23 protein-coding genes and 2 tRNA genes are annotated in these 22,997 nt (G+C 66.0%); 16 read left to right on the top strand and 9 right to left on the bottom strand.

Annotated elements, in window-relative coordinates; genetic code table 11:
- The first annotated feature begins 3 nt into the window (after positions 1-3).
- Positions 4-294, top strand: a complete 291-nt coding sequence (locus B133_RS0110180; protein WP_232423281.1) for a helix-turn-helix domain-containing protein — start codon at positions 4-6, stop codon at positions 292-294.
- 116 nt (positions 295-410) lie between these two features.
- Here B133_RS0110180 and B133_RS0110175 read toward each other — a convergent pair whose 3' ends face one another.
- Positions 411-1,379 (bottom strand): VWA domain-containing protein, encoded by a 969-nt coding sequence (locus B133_RS0110175; RefSeq protein ID WP_018600834.1) that lies wholly within the window; start codon positions 1,377-1,379, stop codon positions 411-413.
- A 109-nt stretch (positions 1,380-1,488) separates the two neighbouring features.
- Between B133_RS0110175 and B133_RS0110170 the strand changes: the two genes are divergently transcribed.
- Both B133_RS0110170 and B133_RS0110165 read left to right on the top strand, forming a co-directional pair.
- Positions 1,489-2,487 (top strand): VWA domain-containing protein, encoded by a 999-nt coding sequence (locus B133_RS0110170; protein ID WP_018600833.1) that lies wholly within the window; start codon positions 1,489-1,491, stop codon positions 2,485-2,487.
- A 3-nt stretch (positions 2,488-2,490) separates the two neighbouring features.
- Entirely contained in the window at positions 2,491-3,249 is a 759-nt protein-coding gene (locus tag B133_RS0110165; RefSeq protein WP_018600832.1) for a lytic transglycosylase domain-containing protein, read from the top strand.
- 12 nt (positions 3,250-3,261) lie between these two features.
- On the opposite strand, the gene B133_RS0110160 is transcribed toward B133_RS0110165, so the two are convergent.
- Positions 3,262-4,425, bottom strand: coding sequence for an MFS transporter (locus B133_RS0110160; protein ID WP_369751488.1), 1,164 nt, complete (start codon positions 4,423-4,425; stop codon positions 3,262-3,264).
- Positions 4,426-4,565: 140 nt separating this feature from the next.
- Here B133_RS0110160 and B133_RS0110155 point away from each other — a divergent pair, with 140 nt between their 5' ends.
- The 5 genes from B133_RS0110155 (at position 4,566) to B133_RS0110135 (ending at position 8,376) form a co-directional block, all read left to right on the top strand.
- A complete protein-coding gene (locus tag B133_RS0110155; protein WP_018600830.1) occupies positions 4,566-5,741 on the top strand; it encodes a S9 family peptidase in 1,176 nt (391 codons plus the stop codon).
- A 37-nt stretch (positions 5,742-5,778) separates the two neighbouring features.
- Positions 5,779-6,582: a fumarylacetoacetate hydrolase family protein gene (locus B133_RS0110150; protein WP_018600829.1), complete on the top strand. Its 804-nt coding sequence runs from the start codon at positions 5,779-5,781 to the stop codon at positions 6,580-6,582.
- A gap of 8 nt (positions 6,583-6,590) precedes the next feature.
- On the top strand, positions 6,591-8,057 hold the full coding sequence (gene gltX / locus B133_RS0110145) for a glutamate--tRNA ligase (RefSeq protein WP_026256233.1): 1,467 nt from the start codon (positions 6,591-6,593) through the stop codon (positions 8,055-8,057).
- Positions 8,058-8,171: 114 nt separating this feature from the next.
- A tRNA-Gln gene (locus B133_RS0110140) sits at positions 8,172-8,246 on the top strand.
- 57 nt (positions 8,247-8,303) lie between these two features.
- Positions 8,304-8,376 (top strand) — tRNA-Glu (locus tag B133_RS0110135).
- Positions 8,377-8,543: 167 nt separating this feature from the next.
- On the opposite strand, the gene B133_RS0110130 is transcribed toward B133_RS0110135, so the two are convergent.
- Positions 8,544-9,245, bottom strand: a complete 702-nt coding sequence (locus B133_RS0110130; protein ID WP_026256232.1) for an IclR family transcriptional regulator — start codon at positions 9,243-9,245, stop codon at positions 8,544-8,546.
- A 110-nt stretch (positions 9,246-9,355) separates the two neighbouring features.
- Here B133_RS0110130 and leuC point away from each other — a divergent pair, with 110 nt between their 5' ends.
- From leuC to B133_RS0110115, 3 genes are all read left to right on the top strand, one after another.
- Positions 9,356-10,798, top strand: a complete 1,443-nt coding sequence (gene leuC / locus B133_RS0110125) for a 3-isopropylmalate dehydratase large subunit (protein WP_026256231.1) — start codon at positions 9,356-9,358, stop codon at positions 10,796-10,798.
- Positions 10,799-10,809: 11 nt separating this feature from the next.
- Positions 10,810-11,403 carry a 3-isopropylmalate dehydratase small subunit gene (gene leuD, locus B133_RS0110120; RefSeq protein ID WP_018600825.1) on the top strand — a complete coding sequence of 198 codons (594 nt, stop codon included), beginning with the start codon at positions 10,810-10,812 and terminating at the stop codon, positions 11,401-11,403.
- Positions 11,404-11,606: 203 nt separating this feature from the next.
- A complete protein-coding gene (locus B133_RS0110115) occupies positions 11,607-12,236 on the top strand; it encodes an HU family DNA-binding protein (RefSeq protein WP_018600824.1) in 630 nt (209 codons plus the stop codon).
- A 62-nt stretch (positions 12,237-12,298) separates the two neighbouring features.
- Here the strand turns inward: B133_RS0110115 and B133_RS0110110 are convergent, their stop codons facing one another.
- From B133_RS0110110 to cofC, 3 genes are read right to left on the bottom strand one after another with little or no spacing between them, the layout of a single operon-like run.
- Positions 12,299-13,231, bottom strand: a complete 933-nt coding sequence (locus tag B133_RS0110110) for an NUDIX hydrolase (RefSeq protein ID WP_018600823.1) — start codon at positions 13,229-13,231, stop codon at positions 12,299-12,301.
- A gap of 56 nt (positions 13,232-13,287) precedes the next feature.
- Entirely contained in the window at positions 13,288-15,498 is a 2,211-nt protein-coding gene (locus B133_RS0110105) for an RNA degradosome polyphosphate kinase (protein ID WP_018600822.1), read from the bottom strand.
- Between the two features lie 22 nt (positions 15,499-15,520).
- A complete protein-coding gene (cofC, locus tag B133_RS0110100) occupies positions 15,521-16,183 on the bottom strand; it encodes a 2-phospho-L-lactate guanylyltransferase (RefSeq protein ID WP_018600821.1) in 663 nt (220 codons plus the stop codon).
- Positions 16,184-16,266: 83 nt separating this feature from the next.
- Here cofC and B133_RS0110095 point away from each other — a divergent pair, with 83 nt between their 5' ends.
- The 3 genes from B133_RS0110095 to B133_RS0110085 all read left to right on the top strand — a co-directional run bounded on the left by B133_RS0110095 (position 16,267) and on the right by B133_RS0110085 (position 19,540).
- Positions 16,267-17,247, top strand: coding sequence for an NAD(P)H-dependent glycerol-3-phosphate dehydrogenase (locus B133_RS0110095; protein WP_036419100.1), 981 nt, complete (start codon positions 16,267-16,269; stop codon positions 17,245-17,247).
- A gap of 6 nt (positions 17,248-17,253) precedes the next feature.
- A complete protein-coding gene (locus B133_RS0110090) occupies positions 17,254-18,357 on the top strand; it encodes a cystathionine gamma-lyase (protein ID WP_026256230.1) in 1,104 nt (367 codons plus the stop codon).
- Positions 18,358-18,418: 61 nt separating this feature from the next.
- Positions 18,419-19,540 carry a D-alanine--D-alanine ligase family protein gene (locus tag B133_RS0110085; protein ID WP_026256229.1) on the top strand — a complete coding sequence of 374 codons (1,122 nt, stop codon included), beginning with the start codon at positions 18,419-18,421 and terminating at the stop codon, positions 19,538-19,540.
- Between the two features lie 27 nt (positions 19,541-19,567).
- Here the strand turns inward: B133_RS0110085 and B133_RS0110080 are convergent, their stop codons facing one another.
- Positions 19,568-20,152 carry a DUF3515 domain-containing protein gene (locus B133_RS0110080; protein ID WP_018600817.1) on the bottom strand — a complete coding sequence of 195 codons (585 nt, stop codon included), beginning with the start codon at positions 20,150-20,152 and terminating at the stop codon, positions 19,568-19,570.
- A 10-nt stretch (positions 20,153-20,162) separates the two neighbouring features.
- Positions 20,163-20,405 (bottom strand): Lrp/AsnC ligand binding domain-containing protein, encoded by a 243-nt coding sequence (locus B133_RS0110075; RefSeq protein WP_018600816.1) that lies wholly within the window; start codon positions 20,403-20,405, stop codon positions 20,163-20,165.
- Positions 20,406-20,512: 107 nt separating this feature from the next.
- Between B133_RS0110075 and B133_RS0110070 the strand changes: the two genes are divergently transcribed.
- Both B133_RS0110070 and B133_RS0110065 read left to right on the top strand, forming a co-directional pair.
- Positions 20,513-21,472 carry a thiamine-phosphate kinase gene (locus tag B133_RS0110070; protein WP_018600815.1) on the top strand — a complete coding sequence of 320 codons (960 nt, stop codon included), beginning with the start codon at positions 20,513-20,515 and terminating at the stop codon, positions 21,470-21,472.
- Positions 21,473-21,600: 128 nt separating this feature from the next.
- Complete coding sequence (locus B133_RS0110065; protein WP_036419098.1) at positions 21,601-22,308, top strand: uracil-DNA glycosylase; 708 nt, start codon at positions 21,601-21,603, stop codon at positions 22,306-22,308.
- Positions 22,309-22,714: 406 nt separating this feature from the next.
- Here the strand turns inward: B133_RS0110065 and rpmB are convergent, their stop codons facing one another.
- A complete protein-coding gene (gene rpmB, locus B133_RS0110060) occupies positions 22,715-22,909 on the bottom strand; it encodes a 50S ribosomal protein L28 (protein ID WP_003881125.1) in 195 nt (64 codons plus the stop codon).
- Positions 22,910-22,997 lie beyond the last annotated feature (88 nt).

Here is a 22,997-nt window from a genome sequence, read left to right as displayed (position 1 = left end):
TTGGTGTCTCGGCAGATTGCAGGGGTGCCGCAGTCGGAGATCGAGCAAGCGCTTGCACAGGCTCTTGGTCGACGGCTATGCGACTTGCGCGAGGCGCGAGGACTCACCCAGGAGGTCGTTGCGGAAGCCTCGGGTATGAGCCGCAATCACTATCAGCTGCTCGAGCGCGGACTGAGCAACCGCAAGACCAAACGTCCAGCGAACCCGCGGTTGTCGACACTCGTCGCACTGAGCGAGGTGCTCGGAGTGTCGGTGCCGGAATTGATCGACGCCATCTTCGCCGATTCGAACTAGGCAGACGCGCGCGTAACGCCACGGCGGGAAGACCGTCCGGCGATATCACCCGGAGGTGCCGACGACCTAGCAGGTGTCAAAGTGGCAGGTGTGACTTGCGGTAAAAGGCGCAGTCGCTATACCGGTAGCCGCCGGTTGATCAGCAGCGCGCTCACAGCAGCCGCCAAAGCAGTCAATGCACCTGCCCGTAGCCACCACCCACGATCGGGGCCAGTGATCGTTTGATAGCCGATCTGCTGCTGGATGGTCTGATAGTTGTGGGTCAATTCGTCGACGGTCGTGGCGTTGTAGGACTGTCCGCCGGACAGATCGGCGATGTGCTTGAGCATGTCGTCGTCGACGGGCACCGGAACGTGCTCGTCTTTGAGTTGGACCACCCCATTTTTGGTGCCGAAGGCGATGGTGGACACCGGTACCCCTTGGTCTTTCGCGGCACGCGCGGCGGTGTAGGCGCCACGCGGATTGTCCGGATTCGCCGGCTTGTTGGCCGCACCATCGGATTCCAGCACGATGCGCGCCGGCGGGGCGTCGGTGTTATCGGAGCTGAGCACCTCGGCTACCGACGAAATCGATTGCAATGCAGTGAATATCGCTTCTCCGGTGGCTGTGGAATCCTCAAGGCTGAGGTGGTCGAGCGCTGCTACGGTGGCCTTGTGGTCCGGTGTGGGCGACACCAGCAGTGCGGCATTTCCAGCGAACGCGACAAGGCCCAGATTCACTCCGGGCGTGAGTTGGTCGGCGAACTGCTTGGCGGCTGCCTGAGCCGCGGCCAGGCGCGTCGGAGCAATATCGGTTGCTCCCATCGATCGGGACTCGTCGATGACCAGCATGATTACCGCGCGGTTGCGGGGTATGCGGATTTCGCGTGTGGGCCCCGCGAGCGCAACGATCAGCAATACCGTCGAGCACAGTGCTAGCGCCATCGGCACGTGTCGGATCCACCGTCGCGGCGCAGTGGCACCGGTGAACCGGTGGAACCGTCGCTGTCGGCGAAACTGGATGACGACGTAGAGCACCAGCAGTGCGACCGGCACCAGCAGCGCGGTCAGTGCACCCGGTATGGCAAATGTCGTCATGGTCACCATCCATTCTGCGGGGTAGACCCGTATCGAGTCAGCGGGTGCGCTGCCACCTCAGTTATATACTCAAGCAAACGTTTGATCGTGGTGGTGGCATCGGAAGGTCGGAATCCTCATGCTGAATGAGCTGAGCCTCTCCGGGTTCGCCCACCCGTGGTATTTCCTGTGCTTCCTGGCAGTCGTGGTGATCGTCGTCGCGTATCTGTGGGTGCAGCGGGCGCGGCGTAAGCGGGTGCTGCGGTTCGCGAACATGGCGGTACTGGAACAGGTGGCCCCCGCGCAGCCGGCGAGCAGGTGGCGGCACGTACCTGCTGCACTTCTGGTCGCGGCGCTGGCCCTGATGACCACGGCCATGGCAGGCCCCACCGACAATGTCCGTGTCCCGCGCAATCGAGCCGTGATCATGCTGGTCATCGACGTTTCGGAATCGATGGCCGCCACGGATGTGGCGCCGAGTCGGATCGAGGCGGCCCGGACCGCGGCGACCCACTTCGCCGACCAATTGACGCCCGGCATCAATCTCGGCCTGGTCAAGTTCTCGTCGAGCGCGGTGATGCTGGTGGCTCCGACCGCGGACCACGATGCCGTCAAGCGCGCGATCAGCACGCTGCAACCTGAGCCGCGCACTGCCACCGGAGAGGGCATCTTCACGGCGCTGCAGGCCATTGCGACCGCCGGAGCGGTGATGGGTGGCGGCGACGGACCGCCGCCGGCGCGGATCGTGCTGGAGTCCGACGGCAAGGAAACGGTGCCCAGCGATCCGGACGAACCACGGGGGGCGTTCTCCGCAGCCCGCGCGGCCAAGGCCCAGAATGTGCCGATCTCGACCATTTCGTTCGGGACTCCCTACGGCACAGTCAATCTCGACGGCCAGGATATTCCGGTTCCGGTCGATGACTCGACTCTGCAAAAGATCGTCGAGATCACCGGCGGGCAGGCGTATCACGCGGGCAGCCTCGATGAGCTCGATTCTGTCTACTCGGCGTTGGAGCAGCAGGTGGGCTACCAGACCGTGCGCGGGGATGCCAGCGCGAGCTGGATCGGTCTGGCGCTGGTGGCCCTGATCGCCGCCGTCGCCGCGGGCATCCTGGTCAACCGACGACTACCGTTGTGAGACATGGTGTTGACGCGTCGGATTCGTCGCATCCGGGACACTCCGCGTCGGCGTTGGCTGCAACCCACGGCGGTCGTTGCCGCCACTGTCATCGTGCTGGCTTCGAACTGCAGCGGCCACTTCGGTTCACCGATCCCGGAGGGGATTCCACCGCCGCCGGGTGATCCGGTGCCCGACATCGATATTTCGGCCCGGGGTCGGCCCGCTGATCAACTTGCGGCGTGGGCCACCCCTCGTGCCGCCGCGCTGGGATTGCCCGTTACCGCGTTGGAGGCCTACGCGTATGCGGCCAAGGTGGCACAGGTGGTCAATCCGCGTTGCCACATCGGCTGGACCACGCTGGCCGGGATCGGCACCGTGGAAAGCCGCAACGGTACCTACCGGGGAGCCAGGATCGCGCCGAATGGCGACGTGGTTCCACCGATCCGCGGGGTAAAACTCGATGGCACCAATGGCAATCTGCGAATCATCGAAGACGCCGGTACCGACGGCTCCGAATATGCGCAAGCCATGGGGCCGATGCAGTTCATCCCGGAGACGTGGCGGCTCTACGGTGTCGACGCGCACAACGACGGCGTGGTCAATGTGGACAACATCGACGATGCTGCCCTGGCCGCCGCGGGCTATCTGTGTTATCGCGGACACGATCTGGCCAAACCGATCGGCTGGATGGACGCGATACTGGCGTACAACAATTCGGGACTGTACCTGCGCACCGTCCGCGATTGGGCGACGGCCTACGCGGCCGGGCATGCGCTCTGAAGCCAGACGCGGTCAGTCCGAAGCGGCTTGGCGGAGCGGTTCACTCCAGATTGGCACCAACGGCACGGCCAGCGCGGGCAAGACCGCGCACACGGCAAACGCCGCCGGGTAGCCGGCCAGGCCGATCAGCCCACCGAAGATCGGCGAGGTGAGCCCGGAAGCCAGGAGCTGACTGGTGTTCTGGGCCCCCAGAGCGCGCCCACTCCAGAATGGCCCAGCGATCTCTGCGATACCGGTGAACGCCAAACCGTTGTCCGACACTGTGATCACCGAGGCGATCACCATCAGGGCGACGCTGATCGGCGAGCTGAACCAGTCGGTCAGTGCGAGCAGGGCCATGGTGATCGAGGCTGCCACCGCGATTGTGCGAATCGGGCGCAACCGGTCGCCGACAATGTCGGACCAGCGGCCCGCGGCGATGCGGCCGCCGGCACCCAGCAGCTGCGCCAGCGTGACCATGGCCCCGGCCGATGCGGGCGACCATCCGCGGTCGGCGATCAACCAGGTCAGCGCGAACGTCCACAACACCGCCTGCGGCACCACCAGCAGCACCGACGTGGCATGGATGCGCCACAGCAGCGCCGAACCCCGGTACGGGTTGGCCAAATGTTCGGCTGGGGCTTCGGCCCGCGGCGGGCGTGGCGGGTCGATGACACCGACCGCGCTGACCACGGCGGCCACCGCGCAGACTATCGCGGGGAACAGCAGGGCCGGCCCGACACCGTGCGCCTGGGCCAGCCGCGGAATCACCAACGCGCCCAAGCCGACTCCCAGCGGAGTCGCGGTCTGTCGGATGCCCATCACCAAGCCGCGCTGTTCGGGTGGGAACCATCCGACCACCAACCGGCCGCTGGCCGAATTGCTGCTCGCGGCGGCCATACCGCCGAGAAACAACAGAACCCCGGTGGCCACAAGCGAATCCACCGAGGCGGCGCCGAATGCGGCCGCCGCGGTCAATGCCGACCCCAGGGCCAGTACCAGCCGCTCGCCGAACCGGTCCACCACATAACCCCAGGCGATGAGCGTGGTCACCATGCCGAAACTCGGCATCGCCGACAGCAGGCCGGCATGGGCCAGGTCGAGGTGCCGTTCGGTGTGCAAGGTGGGTATGAGGAAGGCGGCACCGTTGATGAACACGTTGGCGCACGTCGTCGAAGACAGGGCGATCACCAACATGGACCAGCGGCGCGCGGTTCCGAGCGTTGTGCGTGCCACCTGGTCATCGTCGCACCACAATCCCAAAATATCGAACTGATATCTCAAAATATGAGAATTCTTGCCAAAGACCATAGTCTGTCACGGTGACACTACGGTTGATGGCGGGTGCTGCGGCCCTGGTCTGCGCCCTGTTCTCGGGATCCGCTCCGGTCGCCATGGCGGCAGAGGCACCCGATTGGTCGGGCCTGGACGCCCGCGACTACGCCGGCCCGATTCCGGCTCCGGGATCGCTCATCGCGGCGGTGCCGCTCGATCCGGCACTCTCGGTGACAGGCGCGGCGCGGGCTTATCGGATTCTGTATTCGACGGTGAACCAACGTGATTCGCCGGCAGTCAGTACCGCGGCCGTGTTTGTTCCGCATGAAGAGGCGCCGCCTGGAGGCTGGCCGACAGTCGTCTGGGCGCACGGCACCGTCGGCCTCGGCGACGACTGCACACCGTCGGCACACCCCCGTAGCCAGCGGGACAACGAGTATCTGACCCACTGGCTTGACCAAGGTTACGCCGTAGTGGGTTCGGATTACGCGGGTCTCGGCACACCGGGGCTGATGAGTTACCTCAACAGCGTGGCCACCGCGCACAGCGTCGTCGACTCGGTGATCGCCATGCACCACATGGATCTACCGCTATCGCCGAAGTGGGCGATCGTCGGCCAATCCCAAGGCGGTGCGGCGGCTGTCGACAGCGCCCGGTGGGCAACCGAATTCAGCCAGGGGAGCGGGCTGGACTATCGCGGTGTGGTAGCCACCGGCACTCCGGCCAATGTCGAGAGCATCGTCAAGCAGGCCGGTCCCGACATGGCTCTGCCGCCGAATCTGGGGCCTGCGGCCAACAGCTATGCCGCCTACATCCTGGCCGGACTCCGGGATGCGCGGCCGGACCTCGACGTGAACAGTGTGCTGACCCCGGCCGGGCTGGATGCGGTGGCGAAGGGCGAAACGCTGTGTAAACCCGACCTGGACCGAGCACTGGCCGGGATGACCCCGACCGGATTCTTCCGTGCTCCGCTGGCGACCCTGCCTGGTATGTCCGATGCGCTCGACATCTACATGGGAACCCCGACAAGTGGCTATGACCGCCCGATCTTCCTCGGGGTGGGACTCTTGGACCGCGATGTGCCGCCGAAGCTCTCGATCGACTTCGACCAGCAGCTCGTCGATCACGGACAAGACGTCATCCTCAAGATCTATCCCGACGGGGATCACTCGGGCACGGTGCTGGCATCGATGCGTGATTCCACTCCATTCGTACGGGCGCTGTTCGACGGGAGCTGATGGCAGTCGACCAGTGAGCCGTTACTACGCTGGCGGCATGCGTCTAGGTCGAATCGCCAGCCCCGACGGGGTTGCCTTTGTAAGCATCGAGGGCGAAGGGGCAGACGCGGTCTGCAAAGAGATCGCCGAACATCCGTTCGGTACGCCGAATTTCACGGGGCGTAGCTGGCCGTTGGCCGATGTGCGGCTGTTGGCTCCGATCCTGGCCAGCAAGGTGATCTGCATGGGCAAGAACTACGCGGCACATGCCGCGGAGATGGGCGGGGTGGCGCCGGAGGATCCGGTGATCTTCCTCAAGCCCAACACCGCGATCATCGGGCCCAATGTGCCGATTCAGCTGCCCGCCGACGCCTTCCCCGTACATCACGAGGGCGAACTCGCCGTCGTGATCGGCCGGCCGTGCAAAGATGTGCCCGCCTCGCGCGCCGCGGAGAACATCCTCGGCTACACGATCGCCAACGACGTGTCGGCCCGCGATCAACAGGAGAAGGACGGGCAGTGGATGCGGGCCAAGGGACACGACACGTTCTGCCCGGTGGGGCCGTGGATCGACACCTCGATCGACCCTTCGGATCTGGAAATACGTACCGAAGTCACCCGTCCAATTGCCGGCTCCGCCGGCGAGGGCGAGCTGCGCCAGCGCAGCCGAACCTCGTTGATGATCCATGACATCGGCGCGATCGTGGAGTGGGCCTCGGCGGTGATGACGCTGCTGCCGGGCGATCTCATCCTCACCGGAACGCCCGAGGGCGTCGGCCCGATCGAGGACGGCGACACCGTCAGCATTACTGTCGAGGGCCTCGGTACGCTCACCAATCCCGTTGTGCGCAAGAAGAAGTAAGGATGTCGATGACTTCTCCCTCTGGTCCGGTCCGGGTCCGGTTCTGTCCGTCGCCCACGGGAATCCCGCACGTCGGGCTGGTCCGTACTGCGCTGTTCAACTGGGCCTACGCGCGACACACCGGCGGCACATTCGTGTTCCGCATCGAGGACACCGACGCCGCGCGCGACAGTCAGGAAAGCTATGACGCGATCCTCGACGCGCTGGGGTGGCTCGGGTTGGACTGGGACGAGGGGCCGGTGGTCGGCGGCCCGTACGAGCCGTACCGGCAATCGCAGCGCAGCGAGATCTACCGCGACGTGATTGCGCGACTGTTGGCGGCCGGCGAAGTGTACGAGGCCTACTCGACGCCCGAGGAGGTGGAGGCGCGACACATCGCCGCCGGGCGAAACCCCAAACTGGGCTACGACAACTACGACCGCGACCTCACCGATGACCAGCGTGCCGCGTTCGCCGCCGAAGGACGCCAGCCGGTGCTGCGGCTGCGGATGCCAGACGAAGACGTGTCGTGGAACGATCTGGTCCGTGGCCAGACGACATTCCCGGCCGGTTCCGTGCCGGATTTCGCCATCACCCGGGCCAGCGGAGATCCGTTGTACACCTTGGTTAATCCGGTCGATGATGCGTTGATGAAGATCACCCACGTGCTGCGCGGGGAAGACATCATGCCGTCGACGCCGCGTCAGATCGCGCTGTACCGCGCCCTGATACGCATCGGCGTCGCCGAGTGGGTCCCCGAGTTCGCGCATCTGCCAAGCGTTCTCGGCGACGGTAACAAGAAGCTGTCCAAGCGGGACCCGCAGTCGAACCTGTTCTTGCACCGCGACCGCGGGTTCATCCCCGAGGGCCTGCTGAACTACCTGGCTCTGTTGGGCTGGGGCATCGCCGACGATCACGACGTGTTCAGCCTCGGAGAGATGGTGGCAGCGTTCGACGTGGCCAACGTCAACTCCAATCCGGCCCGGTTCGACCAGAAGAAGGCCGATGCCATCAACGCCGAGCACATCCGGTTGTTGAGCCCGGAGGAATTCACCGCGCGGCTACGGGAGTATTTCGTCACACACGGCCACGACACGAGCCTGGACGACGCGTCGTTCGCCGAAGCTGCGGCATTGATCCAAACCCGCATCGTCGTGCTCGGGGACGCGTGGGGGCTCGTGAAGTTCTTCAACGACGCCGACTACGAGCTCGACGAGAAGTCTGCCGCCAAGGAGCTCAAGCCCGAGGCCGCCGCAGTCTTCGCGGCCGCACTGAGCGCGTTGGAGAGCCTGGAAGAGTGGACGACGGTCGCGATCGAGGACGCACTGAAGACCGCGTTGGTGGACGGACTGGAGCTCAAACCGCGTAAGGCCTTCGGCCCGATTCGGGTCGCGGTGACCGGAGCGTCGGTCAGCCCGCCGCTGTTCGAGTCCATGGAACTGCTCGGTCGGGAGCGGAGTTTGGCCCGCTTACGGGCCGTGGCGGACCGCGTGTGAAAAGTGGGTCAGAATCTTTGGTAGTCTGCTCGTCGGCCCGATAAGCAAGGCGGGGAGTCCCCGCCGAGCGGTTCGAGTCGAGAATGCCCGTGACCTGCGGTGATGGGCAGCCAATGGGGTATGGTGTAATTGGCAACACAGCTGATTCTGGTTCAGCCATTCTAGGTTCGAGTCCTGGTACCCCAGCCAATGCGTCGATTAGGTCAGCGTGATCAGCTGAGCTATGCTGACCATCCGGAAGTTCTAGCCCCCGTCGTCTAGCGGCCTAGGACGCCGCCCTCTCACGGCGGTAGCGTGGGTTCGAATCCCATCGGGGGTACACACACGAAAGGCACTCAGTCCTAGGGACTGAGTGCCTTTCGCTTTGCGGCGCCATCTGGACCGCGCGACACCGACGGCCATGTGATGAGGCCCACCGTGCTGCCGTCGTGTACGTGGTAGGGATCCCGCGATCGGGATCTTCGGGCCGGATCGTTGTGGACGCTGCTATAGCCGGCGGGTCAACGCGTCCGCGGCGGCGAGAAGGTCGGCCGCCCAGCGCGCTCCGGGGCGACGGCCCATGCGGTCGATCGGTCCCGACACCGACACCGCGGCGATCACGTTGCCTCGCCCGTCGCGGACCGGGGCCGACACACTCGCCACCCCGGGTTCGCGTTCGGCCGCGCTCTGCGCCCACCCGCGCTTGCGCACCTCGGCGAGTGTGCGGTCGGTGAACTTGGCGGTCGGCAGCACCGCCTGTTGTGTTGCCGTGTCGGCGTGGGCCAGCAGTACTTTGGCGCCCGACCCGGCCGTCATCGGAAGCAGCGTGCCGACCGGCACGGTGTCGCGCAGTCCCGCCGGCGGCTCCAGGGCCACCACGCACACGCGGGAGAGTCCTTCCCTGCGGTACAGCTGCACGCTCTCACCTGTGACCTCACGCAGCCGCGGCAGCACAGCCGCGCCGGCGGCCAGGAGCGGATCGTTGACGTGGGAGGCCAATTCGGTCAGGGCGGGGCCCAAGCGCCAGCGACCGTCGCCGTCGCGTGCCAGTAGCCGGTGGGTTTCCAGCCCGGCCGCCAGCCGGTGTGCGGTCGCGCGGGGGAGCCCGGTCCGTTCGCACAGTTCGGCTAGCCCACACGGAGACTCGGCCACTGTGTGCAGCACACCCACCGCTTTGTCGAGCACGCCGATGCCGCTATCATTTCTCACAGTGAGATACTAACGTCTCGTATACTGAGATAGCTACGCGAGATGTCAGGTCTATCTCCCAGCCATTGACTGCAGCCCAGCAGTACCCTGAACCGAATCGAGTAGTAGCGATGGATCAATCGACACCGACGTCTACAAAGCCGCGCACCATGGCCGAAAAGGTGTGGGCCGACCATGTTGTGGCCTCCCAGGAGGGTGAGCCCGACCTGATCTACATCGACCTGCACCTCGTGCACGAGGTCACCAGCCCGCAGGCGTTCGACGGACTCCGGATGGCCGGGCGGCCGGTGCGACGCCCCGATCTGACCATCGCCACCGAGGATCACAACGTCCCGACGATCGACATCGACAAGCCGATCGCCGACCCGGTCTCGCGGACCCAGGTCGAGACATTGCGGCGCAACTGCGAGGAATTCGGCATCCGGCTGCACTCGATGGGCGATGCCGAACAGGGCATCGTGCACATCATCGGACCGCAACTCGGTCTCACACAGCCCGGAATGACGGTGGTGTGCGGCGACAGCCACACCTCCACCCACGGCGCGTTCGGTGCGATTGCCATGGGCATCGGTACGTCAGAGGTTGAGCATGTGTTGGCCACGCAGACCTTGCCGCTCAAGCCGTTCAAGACCATGGCGGTCAATGTGGATGGCGTGCTGCCGCCCGGCGTGAGCGCAAAAGACATCATCCTGGCGGTGATCGCCAAGATCGGCACCGGTGGCGGGCAGGGGCATGTCATCGAATACCGGGGCAGTGCCATCGAATCGCTGTCGATGGAAGGCCGGATGACGATCTGCAACATGAGCATCGAGGCCGGGGCGCGGGCCGGGATGGTCGCCCCCGACGAGACGACGTTCGAGTTCCTCAAGGGTCGGCCACACGCCCCGCAGGGCGCCGACTGGGACGCCGCGGTGGTCGCCTGGAGCCAATTGCGCACTGACGAGGGTGCCGAGTTCGACACCGAGATCTACCTGGACGCCTCGACGTTGAGCCCCTTCGTGACCTGGGGCACCAATCCCGGCCAGGGGGTTCCGCTGTCGGCGTCGGTGCCCGACCCTGAGCTGATCGGCGACGACGGTGCGCGTCAGGCTGCGGAAAAGGCATTGGCCTATATGGACCTTCGCCCCGGCACGGCCATGCGGGACATCGCCGTGGACACCGTGTTCGTTGGCTCATGCACCAACGGTCGAATCGAGGACCTGCGGGTGGTGGCCGATGTTCTGAAGGACCGCAAGGTCGCCGACGGGGTGCGGATGTTGGTAGTGCCCGGCTCGATGCGGGTCCGTGCCCAAGCCGAATCCGAAGGTCTGGACCGGGTATTCACCGCGGCCGGAGCGGAGTGGCGCCAGGCCGGCTGCTCGATGTGTCTCGGCATGAATCCCGATCAGCTCTCGCCCGGCCAGCGGTGCGCCTCGACGTCCAACCGCAATTTCGAGGGCCGTCAAGGCAAAGGCGGCCGGACCCACCTGGTGTCGCCTGCCGTCGCTGCGGCCACTGCCATCCGCGGCACGTTGGCCTCTCCGGCCGACCTGCCCGCCACCACCGCCCGCTAGAGGAGAAGACGATGGAAGCCTTTCACACCCACACCGGCATCGGCGTTCCGCTGCGGCGGTCCAATGTCGACACCGACCAGATCATTCCGGCGGTCTACCTGAAGCGGGTAACCCGAACAGGTTTCGAGGACGGGCTGTTCGCCGCCTGGCGCGCCGATCCGTCATTCATCTTGAACCTCGCGCCATTCGATAAAGGCTCGGTATTGGTCGCTGGGCCCGATTTCGGCACCGGCTCGTCGCGCGAGCATGCCGTCTGGGCGCTCATGGACTACGGCTTCCGGGTGGTCATCTCATCCCGCTTCGCCGACATTTTTCGGGGGAATGCGGGTAAGGCCGGATTACTGGCGGCCGAAGTCTCCCAGGACGATGTGGAGCTGCTCTGGAAGCTCATCGAGCAGAATCCGGGCTTGGAAATTACTGTGAATCTTCAAGATCGCACCGTCACTGCGGGAACGGTAGTGGTGCCGTTCAGGATTGACGATTACACCGCCTGGCGGCTGCTGGAGGGGCTTGACGATATAGGTCTTACGCTGCGGAAACTCTCCTCGATCGAGGCCTATGAGCAGGGCAGACCGGCCTGGAAGCCCCGTACTCTGCAGGCCTGATCGCGGGCCTCGGCGAGGCGAATTCGCCACCCGTCAAACCGGTTCTGTACCCTCCGGACAGGAGTTCAAGGGCGGCAAGCGGATTGCCGGAATGTTCGCTAGCTACCCCCGAAATTGCGCGTGGCTCTTGGAAATCAATAGTCACAGGGTTTACCGTGTCCACTAGTCGGTTCAAAGTGGACCACTGGTTTCGGAGGTTTTGGATGAACAAAGCGGAGCTCATCGACGTACTCACAACCAAACTGGGCACCGATCGTCGGCAGGCTACCGCCGCGGTGGAGAACGTTGTCGACACCATTGTGCGTGCGGTGCACAAGGGCGAGAGCGTGACGATCACCGGCTTCGGCGTTTTTGAGCAGCGCCGCCGCGCTGCCCGGGTGGCGCGCAATCCGCGCACCGGCGAAACGGTGAAGGTCAAGCCCACCTCGGTACCGGCGTTCCGCCCCGGAGCGCAGTTCAAGGCGGTTGTCTCTGGCGCACAGCGTCTTCCGGCGGAAGGCCCCGCGGTCAAGCGTGGCGTGACTGCAGGGCCGGCCAAGCGCACGGCAGCCAAGAAGGCTCCCGCCAAGCGGGCCGCGGTCGCCAAGAAGGCTCCGGCCAAGGCCACCGCGACCAAGGCTCCCGCTAAGAAGGCCGCGACCAAGGCTCCCGCTAAGAAGGCCGCGACCAAGGCTCCGGCCAAGAAGGCCGCGACCAAGGCTCCGGCCAAGAAGGCCGCGACCAAGGCTCCCGCCAAGAAGGCCGCGACCAAGGCTCCCGCTAAGAAGGTCGCCGCCAAGGCTCCGGCCAAGAAGGCCGCGACCAAGGCTCCTGCCAGAAAGGGCCGCAGGTAGATTTCCAGAAAGGCACGCCGTGAGCCGCTGACGCGCTCACGGCGTGCCTTTCTGTGGGAGCGTTACTTCTTCGTGGGCAGCGGACTGCCCATGTGGTCGGCGGCCACCAGTCGCCCGTCGATCAATGACAGCACCCAGGTGCTGCCCTTGCGATTGCCCGTCGTCTCGGGGCGCACGCTGTCGCGTTCGCACCACCAGGCGATCAGATCGGGAATTACCTTGCCCTGTGTGCAGATAACCGGGGTGCCGGCTCGCGCAGCGATCTCGACGACTCGGTCCCGCGTCGCCTTCTGATCACGTGCGTAGGCTTCCTCGGTCAGCGTGGGCTCGTTGTGGATGTCCACGCCGAGTTCCTGTGCGAGCGGCTCGATTGTCTGGTGACATCGCATTCGGTCGGCGGCGTAGAGCGTGCTGGCGCCGAATGACAACAGCTGGCCCACCAGTGACTCGGCCTGTGCCCGTCCGTGCTTGTCCAACGGCCGCCGCCGGTCGTCACCCTTATAGCGAGACCGACGCCCAGCCGTGGCGTGCCGAACGATGAGCACCGTCTTGGTTTCCGGCGGGTACTTACCAAAGCGGCGCAATACTTTTCGGTCATATGGATACTGCAGCTGTTCCATTGCGGCATGGGCGGGAAGCCAGACCAGCTTGTCCACTTCGGCGTTGGGAGCGAAGTCTCCACCGGTAGCCTGGGCCGCCCAGTACCAGACTCTTTTCGCGCCCGGGGGGATGGCGTAGGACACCGATCCAAGCCTGCGGCCGAGCCGCGCGGTGTAGCCGGTCTCCTCGTAGACTTCACGCACCGCGGTCACCGGTTCGGTTTCGCCGGGATCGACCTTGCCCTTGGGTAGCGACCAGTCGTCGTACCGGGGCCGATGGATGACCGCGATCTCGACGGCGGCCGGATCGCTTGTGACATCGCTGCTGCGACGCCACAGCACCGCGCCGGCGGCGGGCACAACCTTCTCGCCGGTGGCCGTGTTGTTGTTCGACACCTCAACTCCTGCAGGTCATTCTCCGGTACCGCCGCTGGCTCGTACCCGGGACCCGCTCAGGGATGCCGGTGGCGTTCCATCAGCGACACCTGGTGGTCGCGTACGGTCTGGCCCTCCTGCGGCAGTGCCGCCCAATGGCCGTCGTGCTGTAATTCCCAACACCGGGTCGCCGGGTTCATGGCCGATTCGAAAACGTCGTTCAGTTGCGCGGTCAGCCGCGGGTCCTTCACCTGAGCCATGACCTCGACACGCCGGTCGAGATTACGATGCATCATGTCGGCGCTACCGATCCAGAACTCGTCGATGGCGCGGAAGTGAATAATCCGTGAGTGTTCCAGGAAGCGGCCGAGGATCGAACGCACCGTGATGTTGTCGGAGTAACCGGGGCCGCCAGGGCGTAGCGCGCAGATGCCGCGGACCACGATCTCGACGGGGACACCTGCCTGGGATGCCCGGTACAGCGCGTCGATCACCTGCTCGTCGACCAGTGCGTTGGCCTTCAACTGAATACCGGTCTTCGCGCCGTCCCGGTGAGCTGCGATCTCCCGGTCGATCCGATCGATGATGCCCTTGCGGATGCCGCGGGGAGCCACCAAAAGGTTGCGGTACGAATCCTTGCGGGAGTAACCGGTCAGCGAGTTGAACAGATCGGTGAGGTCGGCACCGATATCGGGATCGGCCGTCAGCAAGCCCACATCCTCATACAGGCGTGCGGTTTTCGGGTTGTAGTTACCGGTCCCGATGTGGCAGTAGCGCCGAATGGCCGAGCTTTCGCGGCGGACTACCAGACAGGTCTTGCAGTGTGTCTTCAAGCCGATCAAGCCGTAGACCACGTGCACACCCGCCTGCTCCAGTGCCCGGGCCCACTTGATGTTGGCCTGCTCATCGAACCGTGCCTTGATCTCCACCAGAGCGACTACCTGCTTGCCGGCCTCGGCGGCGTCGATGAGCGCGTTGACGATCGGCGAGTCGCCCGATGTCCGATACAGAGTCTGCTTGATGGCCAGCACATTCGGATCGGCGGCGGCCTGTTCGATGAAGCGTTGCACCGTGGTCGAGAACGAATCGTAGGGGTGGTGCACCAGGACGTCGCCGTCGCGCAGCGTGGAGAAGATGCTCTTGGGGGTTTCGCGCTCACCGAATGCCGGTGGGGTCGCGGGCACGAACGGCCGGTCCTTGAGATCGGGCCGGTCGACACCGTAGATCTGCCATACCGCTGACAGATCGAGCAGCCCCGGCACCTGGATGACGTCGCCGGGATCGACGTCGAGCTCGCGCAACAGCAGCTCGAGCATGTTCTCGGTCATGTCGTCGGCGACTTCCAGGCGCACGGGCTTGCCGAAGCGCCTGCGGGCCAGCTCACGTTCCAGCGCTTGCAGCAGATCCTCGTCGCGATCTTCCTCGACCTCGAAGTCCGCGTTGCGCGTGATCCGGAAGGCATGGTGTTCCACGACTTCCAGACCCGGGAACAACACCGGAAGGAACGCGGCGATGAGGGCTTCCATCGGCAGGAATCGCACCACCTGCGGCTTGTCGGCCGGGGGTGGAAGTTGGACGAACCGATCGACGTTGTCTGGCACCTTGATTCGGGCGAAGTGCTGGCCGCCGTCGTCGGGATGGCGGACGGTGATCGCCAGGTTGAGGCTCAGCCCGCTGACGAACGGGAAGGGATGCGCGGGGTCGACGGCGAGCGGGGTGAGGACTGGGAAGACCTGATCGAGGAAGTAGGTCGAGAGTTTCTCGCGTTCGTCCTGGCTGAGTTCGGCCCACGTGACGATGACGACGCCTTGCTCGGCCAACCCCGGGCGCACCGAGTTGAGGAACACCGCGGCGTGGCGGCTGGCGATCTGCTGCGTGCGCTCGTTGATCCGGCGCAGTTGCTCGCGGGGGGACAGCCCGTCGGCCGACCGCACCGACAACCCCATCTCGTCGCGCCGTTTCAGGCCGGCGACCCGGACCATATAGAACTCATCGAGGTTCGACGCGAAGATCGCCAGGAACTTCAAGCGCTCCAACAGTGGCAGCGACTGGTCGGCCGCCAGCGCCAGCACGCGGGCGTTGAAGTCCAGCCAGCTCAGTTCGCGATTGAGATAGCGGTCCTCAGGCAGTGCGTCGTCGATGGCCGGGGAGGTGGCCGCCGGCGGTGCTTCGGGTGTCGTGTCGGCACCCGCCGACTGTCCCGACCCGTTCGAGGTGTCGCCGCGATCGGTGTCGTCGGTCCGCAGGATCGGCTCGGCTTCGGTGGCTTCGCTCACCTGTCCGATCATTCCTTATGCGCCAGCTCTGCGGCTACCCGTGCGAGCGATGTCGGGCGAGTGATTTTGTGGTGGCCGGTCCCACCCCCAGCCGGCGGGCAGCAGACAGATCGTCGGGTGTGTCGATATCGCAACGTAGCCCCGGCCACGCGCCGGTGAGTTCGATCGCTCCGGAGTGCCGATGGCGCGCAGCAGAATCGACACCGAACTCCGGTTGCAGCGGGACGCCGAACGCGAACAGCGCCGAGGTCCCGGTGCCGTGCCGGTCACCTACGAAGCTGCGTGGGTGCGCTTGTGCCGCGGCCAGCGCCCCGGACAGCTCCTGGGGCTGTAAGGCGGGTAGATCTCCTTGTAGCACAGCGATATTCGGCGTAGACCTACGTAGCTGGGCCTCTGCGACGGTGATGGCGTTGTTGAGCGGGTTGTGGTGCCCGGCTGGTGTCGGATCGGTGATCACCGTGGCGCCGGCGGCCAGCGCGGCCTCGGCGGCGTCCTCGTCTGGGGTGACGACGGTGACCGTCGCGACTGCCGAGGCCGCGGTGATGGTGTCGACCAGCATCGCCAGCACCACCGCCTCCCGGGTGGAGGCGGAAAAGATCGGTGCCAGACGGGTCTTGGCCGCGGTGAGGCGTTTGACCGCGATCACCAGTGCGACCTCGGCGCCCGACGTAGTGCCGGCGGGGTGGATGCCGCTCATGGCAGCCATCCTGCCAGCCGGACTGCTGCCGCGGCCCGCGCGCATACAACGGCTAGGGTGATGCCGTGGTGGAGGCTGCGGTGATGGGCGCGGGTGCATGGGGCACAGCGATTGCGAAGGTGCTGGCGGACGCGGGTAACCCGGTGACGATATGGGCACGCCGCCCCGAGGTCGCCGACGAGATCAACACCGAGCACCGCAACAGCGATCACCTCGGCGATGTCGTGCTGCCGCCCACCATCCGTGCCACCGGTGACCCGGCCGAGGCGCTGTCCGGGGCGTGCACGGTCCTATTGGCAGTGCCGGCACAGCAACTGCGTAACAACCTGGAAGGCTGGAAGCATCTGATCGGCGCCGACGTCACGCTCGTGAGCCTGGCCAAAGGGATCGAACTGGGCTCGCTGATGCGCATGAGCCAGGTCATCGCGGCGGTCACCGCGGCCGATCAATCCCGGATCAGCGTGGTTACCGGACCGAACCTGGCCAGCGAGATCGCCGCCATGCAGCCGGCCGCGACGGTGGTCGCGTGCAGCGATTCCGGCCGCGCGGTCGCGTTGCAGCGTGCGATGGCCACCGGATACTTCCGGCCGTACACCAACTCCGACGTCGTCGGCGCCGAGATCGGTGGCGCCTGTAAGAACGTCATAGCGCTCGCGTGCGGCATGGCGGTCGGCGTCGGGCTCGGGGAGAACACGATCGCCGCGATCATCACCCGTGGGCTGGCCGAGATCCTGCGCCTGGGCATCGCGCTGGGCGCCAAGCCTGCCACGCTGTCCGGGCTGGCAGGCGTCGGCGATCTGGTCGCAACGTGTACTTCACCGCGCTCGCGTAACCGGACGTTCGGCGAACGATTGGGCAGAGGCGGCACCATGGAGTCGGCACTGCTCGCGGCAGGCGGACACGTTGCTGAGGGTGTCTCGTCGTGTGAGTCGGTGCTGGCGCTGGCTTCCAGCTACGACGTCGAGATGCCGTTGACCGATGCCGTGCACCGTGTCTGCCACAAGGGGTTGTCGGTGCACGAGGCCGTTGCGCTCCTGCTGGGGCGCAGCACCAGACCGGAGTAGAACATGATCGAAGGTACGTACGGCGATTCCACTCGCAGTGTCAAAGCCGTTGGGTCCGAATCAATCCCAGGTGTTCCGGTGGCGCCGATGCCCATTCCGGCGTCGACCTATCACCTGTCGCCCGATGAGACCGAACCGCTGGACAGCTACGGGCGTAGCTCCAATCCGTCCTGGCGGCAACTGGAAGCGGCCCTGGCCGAACTGGAAGGAGCATCCGCGGCGCTGACCTTCGGATCCGGCATGGCAGCCATCACCTCGGTGTTGCGGGTGCTGACCAAACCGGGTTCGACGCTCCTCGTGCCCGCAGACGGCTACTACCAGGTCCGGCGGTACGCATCGGAATACCTTGCGCCACAAGGGGTTAATGTCGTCGAGGCGGGAGTCGGCGAGATCTGCCAAGCCGCGTCGAACGCAGACGTGGTGTTGGCCGAGACACCGGTCAATCCCGCGCTGGACGTCGTCGATCTACACAGGCTCGCACTGACTTGCCGGGGCCGCGGCGCCACACTTGTCGTCGACAACACCACCGCGACCCCGCTCGGCCAGCAACCGTTGTCGTTGGGCGCCGATCTGGTGGTGGCCAGTGCCACCAAATCACTGTCCGGCCACAGCGATCTCGTCGCTGGTTACGTCGCGGGCAGTCAGCCTGAACTGATGGCCGCGGTGGAACGCGACCGGCTGTTGGCCGGGCCGATTCTGGGAGCCTTCGAGGCCTGGTTGGTATTGCGCAGCCTGGGCAGCGCGGGGCTGCGCTTCGAACGGCAGTGCCAGAACGCGCAGGCGCTCGCGGTGATGCTGCGCAAGCATCCGGCCGTGCGGTCGGTGCGCTACCCGGGGCTGCCCGAGGACCCGTCGCACGATCTGGCCGCCACACAGATGCAGCGGTTCGGTGGTCTGGTGTCGATCGAACTGGCCGACGCCGCGGCGGTGCATGCGCTGGTCGAGCGCAGCGCGCTGCTCATCGCGTCGACCAGCTTCGGTGGGATTCACACCTCGGTGGACCGTCGCGCCCGCTGGGGCGACGCGGTGCCAGCCGGATTCGCCCGGATATCGGCCGGCATCGAGGACACCGACGATCTGATCGCCGACGTCAACCGAGCGCTCGGGTAGAACCGCAGGTCAGGACGCACTGAAGGGCGAAGTCCGGCCAGGGCGGTAGCCTCTCTAGGTTGTGACTGCCCGCAATCAGCCCGGATCCCGCGTCCGCGTTGCCGTCGTCTACGGCGGACGTAGCTCCGAACATGCCATTTCCTGTGTGTCGGCGGGCAGCATTTTGCGCAACCTCGACCCGGAACGCTTCGAGGTGGTGGCCGTCGGCATCACCCCCGAGGGTTCCTGGATGCTCACCGACGGCAGTCCGGAGACCCTGGCCATCACCGACGGCCAGCTGCCCGGCGTCACCGACACCTCCGGTACCGCGCTGGCACTGCCCGCCGATCCGTGCCGCAGCGGCCAGCTGCTGTCGCTGGGCTCTGGTCCGGGGCGGGTGCTGGCCGCCGTCGACGTGGTGTTCCCCGTACTGCACGGGCCCTACGGCGAGGACGGCACCATCCAGGGTCTGCTCGAGCTGGCCGGGGTGCCCTATGTCGGCTCCGGGGTGTTCTCCAGCGCGGCCGGGATGGACAAGGAATTCACCAAGAAACTGCTTGCGGCCGAGGGGCTGCCCATCGGCGACCATGCCGTGCTGCGGCCCAAGGACGCCACTATAGATCTGGAGCAACGCGAGCGGCTGGGGCTGCCAGTGTTCGTCAAGCCGTCCCGCGGTGGATCCTCGATCGGTGTCAGCCGCGTGACTACGTGGGACGAGCTACCCGCAGCGATCGAGCTGGCTCGCCGCCATGACCCGAAGGTCATCGTCGAGGCCGCGATCCCGGGGCGGGAACTGGAATGTGGTGTCCTCGAATTCCCTGATGGCTCTGTGGAAGCCAGCACCGTGGGGGAGATCCGGGTGGCCGGCGTGCGCGGTCGTGAAGACGGCTTCTACGACTTCGCCACCAAATATCTCGTCGACGCCGCCGAACTGGATGTGCCGGCCAAGCTCGATGACGACATCGCCGAGGAGATCCGCCGTCTCGCCGTACGCGCGTTCACCGCGCTCGATGGCCAGGGACTCGCGCGCGTGGACTTCTTCCTCACCAACGACGGGCCGGTGATCAACGAGATCAACACCATGCCCGGATTCACCACCATCTCGATGTTCCCGCGGATGTGGGCGGCCAGTGGGGTGAACTATCCGACCCTGCTGGCGGCCATGGTCGAGACGGCGCTTGCCCGCGGAACCGGCCTGCGCTAGCGCACGTGAGGAGCGAAGCGAATCGACTCAGCGCAACGGCCCCGGATCCGGCGGCCGGACCGGCATGGTTCGAGTGATCTGCGCCGAGATCAGCTGAATGGGCGTCGGCCCGGAACCTGCGGGCAGGGTCAGCGCCACGTAGACCGCTCGGTCCACCGCGTACCACGTGCTCCTCGCCTGATCCGGTGTGCCCGCAGCGGCGGCGCCGGGTGCCGCGCCTTCGTCGCTCACCCGGAACCACTGCACGTCATCGACCATCTGCACTGGAGCGCCGACGATGAAGTCGCCGGGCCGTTCCAACCCGCACCGCAGGACGACCGGTTCGGTGCCTGACTCGCCTTGCCACGCCGCCGTGCCCACCGGAGTGGGGTCGACGGTCGGCGCACGCAGGAAGTCGCCCAGCTGTTCGGGTAGGCCGTCGAGCAGGGCGCTGCATTCGGGGCTGTTGGCCTGCGGAGCCGGGACCGAGGAGATCGCCACCGGCGGGTGTTCCGGGGAACGCTGATGTGCCGCTGCGATCCCGAGCACGGTGATCAACACCGACACCGCCACCACAACTGCTGCGATGAGCAGGGTACGGGGTGGGCCATCGTTGGTCTGCTGGTCGGTCACGCCGCCAACTCTATGGCTGTGCTCCGTCGGCGATCGGGCAGGTCAGGGTCCGGGTGATTCCGGCGACCTGCTGTACATTCGGGACCACGTCGGACTGCAAGGCGGCCAACGTGGCCGCGCCGACACGCAGCACCACGTCGTAGGGTCCGGTGACGTACTCCGCCGACTGCACGCCGGGGAGCGTCGCGAGATGCTTGGCGACGACCTCGGCGCGACCCACCTCGGTTTGGATCAGCATGTAAGCCTCTACCACCCGCTGTCTCCTCCGTATCCATGCATAGACTCAGTCGCCGCAGGCACCAAACGTACCGCAGGGCCGCCCGGTGTTTCAGGGCACAGCGGCGACCAGCAGGAGGCGATATGGCCGGCGAGAATAGTCCGGACACTCTCGCGGGGGTAGGCGAGTTCACCGTCATCGACCGGTTGGTGGCGGGGCGGGAACAGCCCGCGACGGTGGCGCTGGGACCCGGCGATGACGCCGCGGTGGTGCGCGCCGATGACGGCCGCACCGCAGTATCGGTCGACATGTTGGTGCAGGACCGTCATTTCCGGCTGGACTGGTCGGCGCCACACGATATCGGGCGCAAGGCCATCGCGCAGAACGCCGCCGACATCGAAGCCATGGGTGCACGGGCCACGGCGTTTGTCGTCGCGTTCGGCGCACCCGCCGACACCGCCAGCACGGCGGCTGTCGAACTCGCCGACGGGATGTGGGACGAAGCACACCGGCTCGGTGCGGGCATCGTCGGCGGTGATTTGGTGCGGGCTCCGTTGTGGGTTATATCGGTCACGGTCCTAGGTGATCTCGAAGGTCGGTCCCCGGTGCTGCGCAGTACCGCCCGCGCCGGTGACACCGTCGCGGTGGTCGGCGAGCTGGGGCAATCGGCGGCGGGATATGCACTGTGGCACAACGGTATTGATCAGTACCCAGAGTTGCGGCGACGGCATTTGGTGCCTGTGCCGCCGTACGGTCAAGGGGCGGTCGCAGCCCGCGCCGGTGCCACCTCGATGACCGATGTGTCCGACGGGTTGCTCGCCGATCTCGGCCACATCGCCACGGCTTCGGGGGTCGTCATCGACCTGTGCGCCGACGCGCTCGCCGCCGACTGCGCCGCGGTTGCCGCCGCTGCGTCGGTCATCGGTGCCGACCCGTTGGAGTGGGTGCTCGGCGGTGGCGAGGACCATGCGCTGGTGGCGACCTTCGCCGGATCTGTGCCGGACGGGTGGCGGGTGATCGGCCGGGTGATCGACGGTCCGGCGCGTGTCCTGGTCGACGGTGACGCGTGGGCGGGAAAACCGGGATGGCAGTCGTTCGATTAACGGCTCACGCTAAGTTGGTTTTTGTGACGGCGGACGCGAGGAGCCAATGATGACGGCGGACGCGAGGAGCCAATGATGACGGCGGACGCGAGGAGCCAATGATGACGGCGGACGCGAGGAGCCAAATGATGACGGCGGACGCGAGCAGTTCGACAACGGCACGGCCTCTGAGTGAACTTGTCGAGGCAGGCTGGGCGCGGGCTCTTGAGCCGGTAGGCCCGCAGGTGGCGCAGATGGGGGAGTTTCTTCGCGAAGAACTCAGCTTCGGCAGACGTTATCTGCCGGCCGGGCAGAATGTCCTGCGCGCCTTCAGTTTTCCATTCGACCAGGTGCGGGTGCTGATTGTGGGACAGGACCCTTACCCGACGCCCGGGCATGCGGTGGGCCTGAGTTTCTCAGTTGCCCCCGACGTGCGGCCGCTGCCGCGCAGCCTGGCCAACATCTTTACCGAGTACACCGAGGATCTCGGTTACCCCCAGCCCAGTACCGGTGATCTGACACCGTGGGCGCAGCGGGGCGTGCTGCTGCTCAACAGAGTGCTCACCGTGCGGCCTGGCACCCCGGCGTCGCATCGGGGCAAGGGATGGGAAGCGGTCACGGAATGCGCGATCCGGGCATTGGTGGCTCGGCAGCAGCCGATGGTGGCGGTGTTGTGGGGGCGCGATGCGTCGACCCTGAAACCGATGCTGGCCGAAGGTGATTGCGCGACCATCGAGTCCCCGCACCCATCACCGTTGTCGGCATCGCGCGGATTCTTCGGATCTCGGCCGTTCAGCCGCGCGAACGAACTGCTGCAGCAGAAGGGTGCCGAGCCGATCGACTGGCGGCTGCCCTGAAGGCATTCTTGCTCATGGCGTTCCGGGCGACCCAGGAATCGTCGGAGGTGCAGGAGTGACGGACCGCGACGGAATCACGATGGTGCCGTTCCCGTCGCCCGGGGTGGTTTCTTCCGGAACGACCGTTGGCGTCAGCGATACTGTCGTCTGCTAGGTCGGCTCGGCGACAGGGCGGGTGCCCGAGGTCTCCCGCGTGGTAGACCCGTTGGCCGTTGATCGCCGGACTTGCTGCCCCCGCAGGCCATCAACGCCGAAGCCAGCGCTAACGTACAGGCGCATCCGTACAGGAGTCGGACAAACAAGCGATGAGAACTCAAGTACCCTGCCGGCCCCACGATCAGCCGACGACGCCAGCGCTACTGGCTAACCAGCTCAGCCGTGCCGGTTCTCGTCTTCGCGCAAGCGCTCAGCCGCGCGAGACCTTGCCGGCCTTGATGCAGGAGGTGCAGGCGTTCACGCGCTGCTTGTTGCCGCCCGGGCGCGCCACAGCACGCACCGACTGGATGTTCGGATCCCAGCGCCGGCTGGTCCGCCGATGCGAATGCGACACCGACTTGCCGAATCCCGGCGCCTTCCCGCAGATATCGCACACGGCAGCCATATCAACAACTCCTCGAAATCAGTACTTGGGGGTCTGGGCCTGGTCACCGCAAATCAACGCGGCTCGACCCGACAACCCGATCAGAATA

It is taken from the genome of Mycobacterium sp. 155 (assembly GCF_000373905.1).
In the GTDB taxonomy this organism is placed as follows: Bacteria; Actinomycetota; Actinomycetes; order Mycobacteriales; family Mycobacteriaceae; genus Mycobacterium.
The sequence above is the reverse complement of the archived record's forward strand: the minus strand, read 5'-3'. Positions and strand labels throughout refer to the sequence as shown.

Bases quoted from the DNA above. Each gene is read 5' to 3' on its own strand.
- B133_RS0110175 (WP_018600834.1), bottom strand. From the start codon at position 1,379: ATGGTGACCATGACGACATTTGCCATACCGGGTGCACTGACCGCGCTG.
- B133_RS0110170 (WP_018600833.1), top strand. From the start codon at position 1,489: ATGCTGAATGAGCTGAGCCTCTCCGGGTTCGCCCACCCGTGGTATTTC.
- B133_RS0110165 (WP_018600832.1), top strand. From the start codon at position 2,491: ATGGTGTTGACGCGTCGGATTCGTCGCATCCGGGACACTCCGCGTCGG.
- B133_RS0110160 (WP_369751488.1), bottom strand. From the start codon at position 4,425: ATGTTGGTGATCGCCCTGTCTTCGACGACGTGCGCCAACGTGTTCATC.
- B133_RS0110155 (WP_018600830.1), top strand. From the start codon at position 4,566: ATGGCGGGTGCTGCGGCCCTGGTCTGCGCCCTGTTCTCGGGATCCGCT.
- B133_RS0110150 (WP_018600829.1), top strand. From the start codon at position 5,779: ATGCGTCTAGGTCGAATCGCCAGCCCCGACGGGGTTGCCTTTGTAAGC.
- gltX (WP_026256233.1), top strand. From the start codon at position 6,591: ATGACTTCTCCCTCTGGTCCGGTCCGGGTCCGGTTCTGTCCGTCGCCC.
- leuC (WP_026256231.1), top strand. From the start codon at position 9,356: ATGGATCAATCGACACCGACGTCTACAAAGCCGCGCACCATGGCCGAA.
- leuD (WP_018600825.1), top strand. From the start codon at position 10,810: ATGGAAGCCTTTCACACCCACACCGGCATCGGCGTTCCGCTGCGGCGG.
- B133_RS0110115 (WP_018600824.1), top strand. From the start codon at position 11,607: ATGAACAAAGCGGAGCTCATCGACGTACTCACAACCAAACTGGGCACC.
- B133_RS0110105 (WP_018600822.1), bottom strand. From the start codon at position 15,498: ATGATCGGACAGGTGAGCGAAGCCACCGAAGCCGAGCCGATCCTGCGG.
- cofC (WP_018600821.1), bottom strand. From the start codon at position 16,183: ATGAGCGGCATCCACCCCGCCGGCACTACGTCGGGCGCCGAGGTCGCA.
- B133_RS0110095 (WP_036419100.1), top strand. From the start codon at position 16,267: ATGGGCGCGGGTGCATGGGGCACAGCGATTGCGAAGGTGCTGGCGGAC.
- B133_RS0110070 (WP_018600815.1), top strand. From the start codon at position 20,513: ATGGCCGGCGAGAATAGTCCGGACACTCTCGCGGGGGTAGGCGAGTTC.
- B133_RS0110065 (WP_036419098.1), top strand. From the start codon at position 21,601: ATGACGGCGGACGCGAGCAGTTCGACAACGGCACGGCCTCTGAGTGAA.
- rpmB (WP_003881125.1), bottom strand. From the start codon at position 22,909: ATGGCTGCCGTGTGCGATATCTGCGGGAAGGCGCCGGGATTCGGCAAG.